The sequence below is a fragment of the Prevotella sp. TCVGH genome (genome assembly GCF_023522295.1).
GTDB lineage: Bacteria > Bacteroidota > Bacteroidia > Bacteroidales > Bacteroidaceae > Prevotella > Prevotella timonensis.
The window spans coordinates 33,334-45,770 of record NZ_QFFX01000006.1 but is presented as its reverse complement, the minus strand read 5'-3'; the positions used below and the strand labels follow the sequence as shown (position 1 = coordinate 45,770).

General features: G+C 41.7%; 7 protein-coding genes. All 7 read right to left on the bottom strand.

Annotated features, from left to right (window positions below):
- Window positions 1-84: 84 nt before the first annotated feature.
- On the bottom strand, window positions 85-1,212 hold the full coding sequence (locus DEM91_RS02145) for an alkaline phosphatase (RefSeq protein WP_036864600.1): 1,128 nt from the start codon (window positions 1,210-1,212) through the stop codon (window positions 85-87).
- Window positions 1,213-1,317: 105 nt separating this feature from the next.
- Window positions 1,318-2,955 carry a RagB/SusD family nutrient uptake outer membrane protein gene (locus tag DEM91_RS02140; RefSeq protein WP_249857820.1) on the bottom strand — a complete coding sequence of 546 codons (1,638 nt, stop codon included), beginning with the start codon at window positions 2,953-2,955 and terminating at the stop codon, window positions 1,318-1,320.
- Window positions 2,956-2,981: 26 nt separating this feature from the next.
- Entirely contained in the window at window positions 2,982-6,167 is a 3,186-nt protein-coding gene (locus DEM91_RS02135; RefSeq protein ID WP_410525614.1) for a SusC/RagA family TonB-linked outer membrane protein, read from the bottom strand.
- Window positions 6,168-7,101: 934 nt separating this feature from the next.
- Entirely contained in the window at window positions 7,102-8,274 is a 1,173-nt protein-coding gene (locus tag DEM91_RS02130; protein WP_249857818.1) for a DNA-binding transcriptional regulator, read from the bottom strand.
- Between the two features lie 242 nt (window positions 8,275-8,516).
- Window positions 8,517-9,527, bottom strand: a complete 1,011-nt coding sequence (locus DEM91_RS02125; RefSeq protein WP_195253725.1) for a class II fructose-bisphosphate aldolase — start codon at window positions 9,525-9,527, stop codon at window positions 8,517-8,519.
- A 125-nt stretch (window positions 9,528-9,652) separates the two neighbouring features.
- Window positions 9,653-10,699 (bottom strand): DUF4831 family protein, encoded by a 1,047-nt coding sequence (locus DEM91_RS02120; protein WP_249857816.1) that lies wholly within the window; start codon window positions 10,697-10,699, stop codon window positions 9,653-9,655.
- A gap of 38 nt (window positions 10,700-10,737) precedes the next feature.
- Window positions 10,738-12,261 carry an NAD(P)H-hydrate dehydratase gene (locus DEM91_RS02115; protein ID WP_249857814.1) on the bottom strand — a complete coding sequence of 508 codons (1,524 nt, stop codon included), beginning with the start codon at window positions 12,259-12,261 and terminating at the stop codon, window positions 10,738-10,740.
- Between the last annotated feature and the right edge of the window lie 176 nt (window positions 12,262-12,437).

Below are 12,437 nucleotides of genomic sequence, written 5' to 3'. Positions count from 1 at the left end.
GTTTTTTTTGCTTGTATCTTGTGTGACTGGTAGGTATAATTTCGAGTATTGACCGACTTTTGAGACGAATAGTGCAAGCCTCAATTATAGTCGCATTAGTTTTTTGATCTTCCAGAATATTTCTGTATTGTCCATGAATCCAGTAAATTCTTCTGCACCAGGACCGAAAGCGTATACGGGAACCATAACGCCAGTGTGACCAGTGCTTGCAAATTTTGCTTCAATGCGTCCAGTTGCTAAATCACCCCCGTGCAAAGTAAGACCTCCCGTTTCATGGTCAGCAGTTACGACAACTAACGTTTCACCATCTTTGGCAGCCCATTTCATGACTTCACCGATGGTGCGGTCAAAGTCGTGCAATTCTTTCATGAGCATATCCAGTTGATTAAAATGTCCATAGTCGTCTAATTGTGACCCTTCAACCATCATGAAAAAGCCGTTCTTGTTTTGATTCATCAAGCTGATGCCTTTCATGGTAGCGCGAGCAAGCAAGTCACCACGCTCATCAGGCAGGGGAGTATCCACCTCGTAAGGCACGCAGAACACCTTTCCGCTTTCCCATTTTTCTAATTCCTCCCACGTCTTGGCAATGTAGTAACCTTGATTTTTCAGCTCTTCGAAGATGTTGCGACCGTCTTTCCTGTTTGTGAAGTATTTGGCTCCACCACCAAAAGCAAAGTCAACGCCACTGGTTGGATAGTCGGCTACAATTTCTTGTTCGTTGTCCCTGTTAATGTTATGGCAGCAGAAGTCGGCAGGCGTGGCATCCCATAAGCGGCATGTTACAGCAATTCCCGCATCTTTGCCTTTTCGTTTTGCAAGATCTATGATTGTTGTAAGCGGTTTTCCTTCTGGGTCAACCCCTACGGCATGGTATTTTGTTTTGTGTCCTGTTGCCAATGCTGTGCCACCTGCGCCCGAGTCGGTGATGAGTTTATCGGTGCAATGGGTAGCCGACAGTCCAATGTATTGTGCATTGTCGAGCCATAAACATCCTCGATTGCACACCCAAGCGGAATAGACATCCATCAGCGACATGCCATCGCCTATCATTAAAATAACATTTTTTACTTTTTTACCTTTGGGAGCCTTGAGCTTTTCTACCTTGTATGGATGCTCCATGGTGTATGTTTGCATATTGGTATTTTGTGCAAACAAGCCCGCGTAAGCGTTTACTAATAGTGCTACTAATAGCAGAATTTGACGTTTCATTAAATATAATTTCTTAGATTTACAAAAGTACAAAATATTTATAAAAATAGTCTATCCTTTTTTGTGGAAAGGATAGACTATCTTCTATATTAACGACGGATAGAATTAGTTGTATCCCTCATTTTGCTTTAGTTGCCCATTCGATTCAGTGATTACCTTACTTGGATATGGGAACACAATGAGGTGGTCGTCGTAAGTAGTAATCCTATCCTGATTATCTGCATAAGGTACAATCTCAAAGGATGATTCAGGATTAGAACGATCCTTGTACTTACGAACACGAGGTTGACTAGTCAATGCTTTGGCAGTAACGTTTTTGAGCTCTGGACAGCTCTTGTGCCAGCGCTTTAAGTCATAGAGAGCATCGTAAAACTCGAAGGTAAGTTCACATCTTCGTTCGTGATAGATATCCATCATTGTAGGATTGTGGTCGAGTGAAGCGAGGTTTGAGCGATTTCGCACCTTATTAATATCTTTGGCGGCAGCAGCTGCGTTGCCAATCATGATGTTGGCTTCTGCACGGAACAGATACATTTCTGCCATACGAATTAACGGGAACATGATGCGAGTAGTGGGCCAGTTACCGTTGCCACTAACCATTCCTTTCTCTACACAGTCTTTTGGTTCGAATGCTTGCATATACTTGTTGCACATGAAGCCCGATTCTACGTCAGATGCAGAAAAGAATTTTCTGGTTTTTCCAAAGAATTTGAACTCTTGATTGTACTCTAACAGAGTACGTTTCAAGCGTACGTTGTCTTTGCCGTCTTTCATCAGCTCTTCGTAGATCTCGTATGAGGGCTTGTTTTGTCCCCATCCGTTATAGACACCCCATCCTTTGTTTTCCAAAACAACGCCTGTGAATTCAATTCCACCAGGTGTTTGACCGCCATAGCCAGGCACACCCCATAGATATTCTTTCCCATAGAATTTGCTCATGTCTGAGGTAAATACCTCATCATAGGTAGAAGCAAGACCGCGTCCATATTTGTTTTCCAGTTCATCAACACAAGCAACAACATGTTTCCACTGTGACTTGTCCCAACAAGCCCAATATGCGTAAGTCTTTGCCTTGTATGCTACACAAGCAGCTTGGTGTGCACGACCCTTATTATTGTCATCGTATTGATCAACCGTAGGAAGATATTGTATGGCTTTGTCCATGTCTTCAATAATCATCTTGTAATCGTCCATGACCGTTGCACTTTGCTTTGGAATGCTGTTGTCATAGCCATTTTCAAAATCTTCGTAGCGTACAAATGGCACACCCTGTTTATCAGTACCATAGCGGTATGCGATATAGAAGTGGCACATTCCACGTACAAACAAAGCTTCACCTAACGAGCGGCTCTCTACTGGAGTCAATTTGGTTTGTTTTTCCTTGTTCAGTAACTTTACAATGACCCAGTTGGCTCTTGCCATTTGGTTATAAAATTGCTCGAAAGTGTCTCTTAATGGACTTTCGTCACCGCTGTATTTCAAGGTTGCTAACGTGCCATAGCCTCGCGTGCGTCCCCATACAACATCCTGACCGCCGCCTTGTTCCCAGAAGAATTCACGGCCAAAAACATTCTCTTGGTGCAACCTTCCGTACAACATGTCAATGGCATCAATGGCTTGTTGGTCATTGGCAAAATAGTTTTCAGTTGTTGGCTTTCCCTCTGGCTGTACGTCAAGAAAGTCGCTGCACGATGTAAAAGTCACAGCAGCTACAACAGTGATAATTGAAATATATTTTTTCATAATGATAAATTCTTAGCTGTTTGGTTTTAATAAGTAATCTTTACACCTAATGAAAATACTCTTGACAGAGGATATTTCATCGTGTCAAAGCCACCCACCTCTGGGTCCATGCCCGAATACTTGGTGATGGTGAAAACATTCTCTGCGCTGAAATATACGTAGAGCGAGCTTTTACGATCGTTCAGGTGTCCCCATTTCCGGATAAAGTCTGTAAAGTCGTATCCTATGGTTAGGTTCTTTAAGCGCAAGTAGGATGCATCTTCCAAGTACCAATCCGAAGAAGTTGTGAAGTTACCGTTAGGATCGTTCTTCGAAATACGTGGAATGTCGCTTCCTCTGTTTTCAGGAGACCACGCATCCAATATCTTGTTCCAGCGGTTGAAGTTACCCTCTGTGTCGCTCAGCGTGAGGCCCTTTCCTACAAAGAGCGCCTGAGCGCCAGACACACCTTGGAACATAGCACTTACAGATAGCCCTTTCCAATTAAATCCTGCTGTGAGCGCATAGGTCGTCTTTGGCATAGAACTACCACAATATTGCCGGTCTTTGTCGTCAATCTTTCCATCGTTGTTCGCATCAACAAACTTCAAATCACCAGCCTTAGCATTGGGTTGAATCCGTTTTCCATCTTTGTCAACGTATGCTGCAGCTTCTTCATCACTTTGGAAAATACCGTCTGTCTTAATGAGGTGGAACGAGTTAAGAGCTTGTCCTTGCGTTGTCTGGAAAAGATTCGTTAGGGTCTTGAAGTCATTATGTCCGTAAACGTCACCAACCCAGATGCCTGGATTACCATTCTCATCATGAGTACCAGTGTCGGTAACACGGTTTTTCAGCCACGCAAAGTTACCATTGATATAATAAGAGAAGTCTTTGTTCACCTGATCGTTCCATGCGGCTTGCACTTCCACACCTTCGTTCTTAACTTCTCCTAAGTTAACAAGCATGGCATCAAGTCCAATTGTCGATGGCCAACCTACAGATTGTTGTTGTATAAGATTGTAGGTGCGCTTGTTGAAATAGTCAAATCCTAAAGACAGTCTGTTGTTGAACATGGTTGCATCCAAACCTAAATCCCACTGCTCGGATGTTTCCCAAGTCAACGATGGATTTAATGCTGTACCATTATATATGAGGGTTCCCCATAAGGTGTTACTTGTAACGCCGTACTGTGCACCTTCTGACCATACCGATGATGACAGTTGTGCAGCTTTGTAACCATAGCCAATGGAGCCAAGATTACCAACGCGTCCCCAGGAAGCACGAAGTTTCAGTAAGTTTAGATTTTTATTTTTAGGGAACCAGCTTTCATTTGAGATTTTCCATGCACCTGTAAAAGCAGGGAAGTCGCCATAGTTATTATCCTTAGGCAGACGACCTGCGTAGTCTCTACGCCATGATGCTGTTAGGAAATAACGATCATCGTATGAGTAAGAAGCACGTGCAATGCAAGCTACGTTTGCATCAGGACCAATGAGATAGTCTTTTGGTGTGGTAGTTCCAGCGTATGCCAAATATTGTAGAGCAGGAGTTTCGTCCGAGAAACCACGTGCATACACACTAACACCTCGTTGTACCAACTTGTTGGCTGTTGTAGATAACAAAAGCCCCAGGTTGTGTTTCCCAAAGGCATTATCGTAAGTCAGCGTATTTTCTGTCATCCATTTTTTATATCTGTAAGCCGATTCGTTCATCTCGTTAAATAGTTGTGGCTTACCAGACTCAGGACGCATAGGGTTGAACTCCTTATAGAAGTTGTTTTCAATGTTGAAAGAAAATCTGCTGGTAAACTTCAATCCTGGAACAATGTCATGGAGTTGTAGTGAGGTGGTTGACCACATATCACTCGTTTTGTTATAAGCATTGCTGGCACATAGTATGCGCACAGGGTTGATAGCATCACCATGGATGTCGGTGTAACCGTTACCAGGCTCTGAAACGCCGCCATAGGTTCCGTCTGGATTGTAAACACTGGCACTCGAAGGCATGTGTAATGCGTTCATAATGACACCACCTTCTGGATTTGCAGTATTGGCTCCGCGCATTTGCGAGTTGCGCCAAGTGAAATCCTCAGTAATGGTTATCCATTTGTTAATGTCGAACTGACCGTTATAATGTATGGTGTGTCTCTTGTTAAATGTGCCAATCAATACACCGTCATCGCCGTCATAGGCATAACTCAACCGGCTTCTTGCCGAGGAGGTACCTGTGTTGATAACCACGTTGTGTCTTTGGTAGAAAGCATTTCTAAATACTTCGTCCATCCAGTCTGTACGATTGGTGGCGATATAAGGATTCACTTTTGTATCCCAACCAATAGGAGTATCCAGTCCTGCTGCCTTATACGAGATATTAGCTAGTTTGATTTGCTCTTCTGCAGTGAGTGCTTTGGGCAGGTTGGTAGCTTGTCTGAAACCATATAAACCGTCATAACTCAAGCTCACTTTTCCTTCTTTGGCTTTCTTGGTTGTTACCAACACGCAGCCTCCAGCTCCCGATTGTGCACCATAGATGGCTGCTGATGCAGCATCTTTCAGTACAACAATTGACTCTATGTCATTCATAGAAGGAATAGGAGCGCCTGGGATGCCGTCTACAACCCACAGCACATTGTCGCCATTCATGGAGCCTTGTCCGCGAATAACAATGTTTGGTGCAGAAGTAGGGTCACCTCCATTGGCTGTAATAGTAACACCTGCTAACTGACCTTGCAGCATACCCTCCGTAGAGCTGACTGGACGAACGGATAGTTTATCCGCATTATTAATCACACCTACAGAGGCAGAAAGGTCTTGTTTGCGCTGACCAGCACCGTAGCCTAATACAACTACCTCATCAAGGGAAGCACGATCCTCTGCCAAAACAACATTTAAGTTATTGCTAACTACTGTTACTTTTTTAGTAACATACCCAATAGATGAAATCTGCAGTTCAGCATTTCTTGCAACGCTGAGTGTAAATTTACCATTTACGTCTGTGACAGTACCGTTGCTACTACCTACAATTTTAATGGTAGCACCAATAACTGGTTCTCCATTAGTATCAGTTACGGTACCTGTAATTTGGTCAGCTTTCTGCTGACTCATCTCTACCTTGTTTGCATTTGCATTATATGCAGATGCCATAGCAGGCAAACACAGTGTCAATGCCGTTAAAGCGGTGACTTTGAACAGCTTGTTTTTGTTGCCTACTGAAAAAATAAACTTCTTCATGCAGTTGAAATTAATAGTGATAGTATAATTGTTTTAGATTTCTCTTTTTGCCATGCAAAGATAATTAGCGTAGCTTATATTTTTAGCATAAGTGGGTAAAAATAGATACGGTTCTTGTTCTTTTCATAGTTTTGTAATCTATTCGTAATAAATGAGTTGCTTGTATTTCTCTTTTATTATTGAAAACTTCTTATTAGATTTTAAGACCTTTGGTTCAATGTTGCGAATTTAGTACTTTTCTATTGAATGTAGATACGTATTTGCGCATTTTAATATCGAAAATGCGTAAACACGTCAAATAACACACGGCTCTTTCATTGAAGGATGATATTTTTACAATGAAAAGCCTCCAAAAGGCAGAATATGAACCATTGGTGGCACGCTGTAAAGAAGGATAATAGATGCTGAATTTTCTTTACAAAGTGCCTCTCATAACTCGCGTATTAACAACCAACGGCAAAGTTGGTCGCAAATACGCGAAAAATGAGCGAGTTTCATAATTCGTTGTAGTTAAGGATGTTACGTTTGTAACATCTCTTTTCTTTCCTATTTTTACCCTTTCTTGGCGCCTAAAGCATTGAGATAAGCCTGCAATTTGCATGCTTTAATGGTGCTGAAGCATGTGAATAACACCCTTAAAGAGTGTTTCCAAGAGCGTTAAGTCAATATTCTAACTTGAAAAGACGTTTTTTTTGCTCAAATCAGGGTACTTTTGTGGATGGTTTGCCTATTAAAATTTTCTATTTTGAAGATTTTCAATGACCGTTTTTTGGTAAAATAACAGGACAAAAGAGCGGTGTATGAATTTACTGAAAGTACAACAATCCTACACTTCTGAACAAATTATGTTTTTGTCTTTTTTGTGTTGTTCGTTGTGCAATAGTTGTGCAAATAATAGACCGTCATGAGTGTTTATGCAATGAAATGTAACTTGTTACAAGTCGTATGCTTTGTTTCTTTTGCGAAATTCAGTAGGTGTACAACCTTTGATTTGCTTAAATTGTTGTACCAAGTTACTGTAGTTGTAAAACTCCATCTCTGTGGCGATTTCATTGATGGGTTTGTCTGTTTCATGAATTTTTCGCGCAAACTCTTCTATTCTGTTATAGATGATATAATTATAAACCGATCTTCCTGTTACCTTTTTAAATCTCATCTCGAGCAATCTCCTTGATAGTGGCAGCTTTTTAACCAAGTCTGTCACATTCAGGGCTTTATCTAAGTTGCTGTGTATAAATTCCAACGCTTCATTGATGTACATATCATTGGTTGCAAAGCTGTTGGTTGATGCTCTATTGATGATGGAGATAGCCTTGATGATTACATCTTGTGGCTGAAAATCCTTTTGTTTCATGAGATTCATGATGAGTTCTGCAGTTTCATAACCACCAGCTTCAATATCTAAATGAATACTTGAGAGGGGAGGATCGGACAGTTCGCAAAGGGTCGTATCATTGTCTACTCCTAATACGGCAAGATGTTCTGGGATTTGGATTTTGTTACTTTTACAAATTTCAGTGATTTTATTTCCCTGGTTGTCATCACAGCAAAAGACGGCTGTTTGTTGTGGGAGTTGGTTTAACCAATTTAATAATGGGGTAGTGTCGTAATACCAAAGCGTTTCCAATTGTTGATTGGTATACGTATAAAAGTTTTTGCTGTACCCAGCTTCTTTAATGCCTTCGTAGAATCCTTCACATCGTTCGTCAGACCATACTGTATCTTTGTAACCGTAAAATGCAAAATGCTTGTAGCCTTTTTCTATAAAAAACTGGGCAGCCAATCTTCCTGTATCGTGATAATTGCTGGTGATATTTGGAATGTTATTAAATCTTCGCTTAAAGTCTTGTGCTATTGCAATGATTCCATTTCTGCGAAACAAATCGATGTCGTCATCATGGTTGAATCGTCCGATAATAGCATTTGCTTCCCATTTCTTTGCCCATTCAACAACGCCTTTTATGCCATAAGTTTCTTTATAAGAAGGAGGCATGCGACAAACGACCCATGCTTCTTGGTCTTTTTGTTTGGCATAGGTTAAAATTCCCTGCAGTAAATGGTGGGCGTAGGCTTCTGTAAAATCGGATAGAAAAATAAGGCGTACCATATTTAGAACATTATCAAATCATCATTCCCGTCATGATAATAGATTTCCTCATTTATAGTAGAGTGCTTACATGGATTTGAAAAGAAAGCGGGTATCAAACAATGTTGATCCCGCTTTTATCTAATGCTGTACGATGTATTTAACTCAATGGAGGTAAGTGCTATCGTACTACTTGACGAAAAGACGATTCCATGCTTGACAATGCTCACAATGCATGGTTATCTCTTCATCTTCAATGACAATTAGTCGAGTTGAGCTAACTTGTTATTAGAGCCTAAAACATTCACAATCTTGTGTGTGTAAAGCTCTGTCATCAAGTCGCGAGCTGGTCCACAGTATTTGCGTGGATCAAATTCTCCTGGCTTTTCGTTGAATACCTTGCGAACGGCAGCGGTGAAAGCAAGACGAGAGTCTGAGTCAATATTAATCTTGCAAACAGCACTCTTCGCAGCTTTGCGCAACTGCTCCTCTGGGATACCAACTGCATCAGGCAGTTTTCCGCCATTTTCGTTGATAATCTTTACATACTCCTGTGGTACAGAAGAAGAACCGTGAAGTACGATTGGGAATCCAGGAAGCTTCTCCATAATTTCGTCCAATACGTCGAAAGCCAATGGAGGTGGTACCAACAAGCCTGTCTTCGGGTCACGTGTACACTGCTCTGGTTTAAACTTGTATGCACCGTGTGAGGTACCTATAGAGATAGCCAACGAGTCAACGCCTGTACGACTAACAAAGTCGATAACCTCTTCAGGCTTAGTGTAATGAGATTCTTCTGCAACTACCTCATCTTCTACACCAGCCAAAACGCCGAGTTCGCCTTCTACGGTTACATCAAACTGATGAGCATATTCTACAACTTTCTTGGTCAATGCAATGTTCTCCTCGTAAGGAAGTGATGAACCATCAATCATCACGGAAGAGAAACCATAGTCAACGCAGCTCTTGCAGGTCTCAAATGAATCTCCGTGATCCAAGTGGAGTGCAATTTCAGGATGCTTGCAACCCAATTCTTTAGCGTACTCTACAGCACCTTGTGCCATATAGCGAAGTAATGTTTGGTTGGCATATTGACGTGCACCCTTAGAAACTTGTAAGATAACAGGAGATTTTTGGTCAGAAGTAGCCTTGATAATGGCTTGCAACTGTTCCATGTTATTAAAGTTGAAAGCAGGAATAGCGTATCCGCCATTGATGGCTCTCTTAAACATCTCGCGAGTGTTCACGAGTCCTAATGATTTGTAATCTACCATATTTTTTATTTTTATAAAGTTGGTTTACTAATACCTTTGATAGTTATTGCAAAGTTAACATTTTAATTTGTTATCCCCAAGTGATACAACATTTTTTAATGTTTAACTCGTCTTTCACTCTTGGTTTAGTCTAAGGCTTCTATTTTGATATTTTCTACATTGCCTGTTATTGGGTTTAGAACCAAATGTGTAGTAAATTTCTTCCCCCACAGTCTTCCGCTAATGTTCTCTATGCGACCGAATTGTGCAGCGTAGGTTTCGAAAGATGACAAGGGTTGTTCCTCTTTCAAAAGTGTAATATTGATTTTTCCTGGCAGGTTTACATTGATACCCACATTGTTCTTGTCTTTTTTTGTATTCTCATCGGGCAGCGAGAGTACGGGGATGATTTCTTCATCTTTGATACTTATATAATAAGGTGTACCTCCCAAGTCGTCTTTGTCCACCATTCCCAAATACTTGGAAAAGCGGAACAGCAAGTCGTGTTCGGTTCCTTTGACAGGGACATAGTCCACAATAGTTTCGACAGTGTCGGTAATCGTGGTGCCTTGGAAAAACTGCAACATGGCTTTTTCTTGCGTGTTGAGGTTGTCCAGCATGATTCTTAGTTGTTCGCCATCTTTGGGCATGAAGTCTGCCTCGCCCCTTGAGAGTTGATTTTTGCTGTCTCTGATATCGTATATCTCCTGTGCAATGAGTTCTGCCGTCTTGGCATTGCTGCCAGCAGCCAATATTTCAGCGGTCATGTATTTAGCTGGGTCAATAGCTACTGATTTGGGTGCTGACTGAAAAGATGTAACCTTCTCCACAGGCATTGGCTCACTGTTCACCGCCATGATTACTCCATTTTGATCTCTGCTCACGCTGATGATACTATGCTTCTTATCAATCGTTGCAGTAAACTGCTTAGAGGAGTCGGGTACGGCATAGGTGTTCATTTTAGTACCCACAATTCTGTAGGTCGTGGTGGGCGTATCTTTCACAGGTGTTTTGAGGTATCTTTCTGAAAAGCGTGCGTACTTTCCAGGTGTAAATGTTGTTTTCTCTACCAGAACGGAAAAACGCAAAGCTGTTTTGGGTAGGAAGTAGGTTACACCTTCTGTAGGAATTTGTGCCCAAAGCGCAATGATATTCAATGCTAAAAATAGGGTGGATAAAAATGTTTTTTTCATATTTCAAATCATGTTTCATGAGGGATGTGTGTCAAACCTCAATGCAATGCCTGTAATTTCATGAATGCCTGTGGTATACAGCGAATGATATCGCCCGCAATCATACTCTCTTTTCCCATTTCTTGTGCTGCCAAATCGCCCGCCAATCCGTGAAGATACATACCTACGATGCATGCGTCTGCATGACGGTATCCGCGTGCCAATAGTCCTGTGATGATGCCCGTTAAGACATCTCCACAACCTGCAGTTGCCATGCCCCCATTGCCTGTTGAGTTAAAGAATACTTTTCCGTTAGGCTGGCACAGTGCGGTATAATGCCCTTTCAATAGCACGAAGCCGTGCAACCGTTCTGCCAATTCGCAGGCTTTTGCGAGTCTTTCGTAACTGTCAGCACTTGTATTTCCAACCAGTCGGTCAAACTCTTTGGGATGAGGAGTAAGAATAATGTTCTTGGGCAATTGTTGCATCCATGCTCGATGTGTACCTAACATGTTCAGAGCATCGGCATCAACAACAATGGGACACTGCGCACGCCTTACTTGTGCAATCATGGCGATGGCAGAGTTCTCGTGTTGTCCCAATCCAGGACCTATACCTAAAGCATCAAAAGGGTCTGTGTCTACGGGTTCGGTGAAGTGTTCTTTTTCAGGATCCACACTCACAATGGCTTCTGGAACTGATATTTGGAGAATATTAAGAAGATGTTTAGGAATGTGAGTGGTCACTTTTCCCACGCCTACTCGCAGACAAGCTTGAGTGGCGAGTGTTGCAGCACCAGCCATACCGTAACTGCCAGCCACTAATAGTGCATGGCCCATGTCGCCTTTGTGTACAAATTCAGAACGTGTTAGCAACTTCTCAACCACTTCATGTTCTTCCACAATGTTGTATTTGGCATCAATTTGCTGGGTAAAAGCTTCTGAAAGTTGAATGTCTAACACTTTTACTTGTCCAATATAGGGTTGCATGTCCGCCATCATCATGGACAACTTTTTGTGCTGAAGCGTGAGCGTTACATCTGCCTTCACGATATTTGTCCGAACATTAAAAGCATTGTTTTCGGGTAAGAGTCCTGAAGGCATGTCAATGCTTACCACCTTGCAAGGCGATTGGTTGATATATTTTACCAGTGATGCAAAGCCTCCTGTGAGTGGTTTGTTAAGTCCTGCTCCAAACAATCCGTCAATGACAACGGTGTTAGCTTCCAAAGTAGGAGGTTCAAAATTGAGCGTAACTTCCGTGAAATGGGTAATCTTTGGGTGATTTTTCAATCGAACTCTATTGACAGCACAATTCTCGGATAGTTTGTTGCTAATATTAAACAAATACACATCAATGGAATATCCGTTCTCTGCCAATATCCGAGCTACAGCCAATGCGTCACCCCCATTGTTTCCAGGACCAGCAAAGACTACCATGGGCGATGTTGTCGTCCAGCTATTCATGATAGCGAGGCTCAATGCCTGCGCCGCACGCTCCATCAAATCAATGCTTTTAATGGACTCGTGTGCAATGGTATAATCGTCAAGCTCTTGAATTTGAGCACTTGTTAGTATCTTCATTACTGCAAAAATACAAAAATAATATAATAAGGTGGGATTGGTATTTCCTATTTTTAGTTAATTTCTTCAAAAAATGCCCTTTATCATTTTTCTTGTTATGGAAATCCTCATATAGGGAAACTCAGCACTGCCTTTACGCCGTTTCCAATAGAAAGTTAAACAAGAAGAAGACTCTC

Bases quoted from the DNA above. Each gene is read 5' to 3' on its own strand.
- DEM91_RS02145 (WP_036864600.1), bottom strand. From the start codon at position 1,212: ATGAAACGTCAAATTCTGCTATTAGTAGCACTATTAGTAAACGCTTAC.
- DEM91_RS02140 (WP_249857820.1), bottom strand. From the start codon at position 2,955: ATGAAAAAATATATTTCAATTATCACTGTTGTAGCTGCTGTGACTTTT.
- DEM91_RS02135 (WP_410525614.1), bottom strand. From the start codon at position 6,167: ATGAAGAAGTTTATTTTTTCAGTAGGCAACAAAAACAAGCTGTTCAAA.
- DEM91_RS02130 (WP_249857818.1), bottom strand. From the start codon at position 8,274: ATGGTACGCCTTATTTTTCTATCCGATTTTACAGAAGCCTACGCCCAC.
- DEM91_RS02125 (WP_195253725.1), bottom strand. From the start codon at position 9,527: ATGGTAGATTACAAATCATTAGGACTCGTGAACACTCGCGAGATGTTT.
- DEM91_RS02120 (WP_249857816.1), bottom strand. From the start codon at position 10,699: ATGAAAAAAACATTTTTATCCACCCTATTTTTAGCATTGAATATCATT.
- DEM91_RS02115 (WP_249857814.1), bottom strand. From the start codon at position 12,261: ATGAAGATACTAACAAGTGCTCAAATTCAAGAGCTTGACGATTATACC.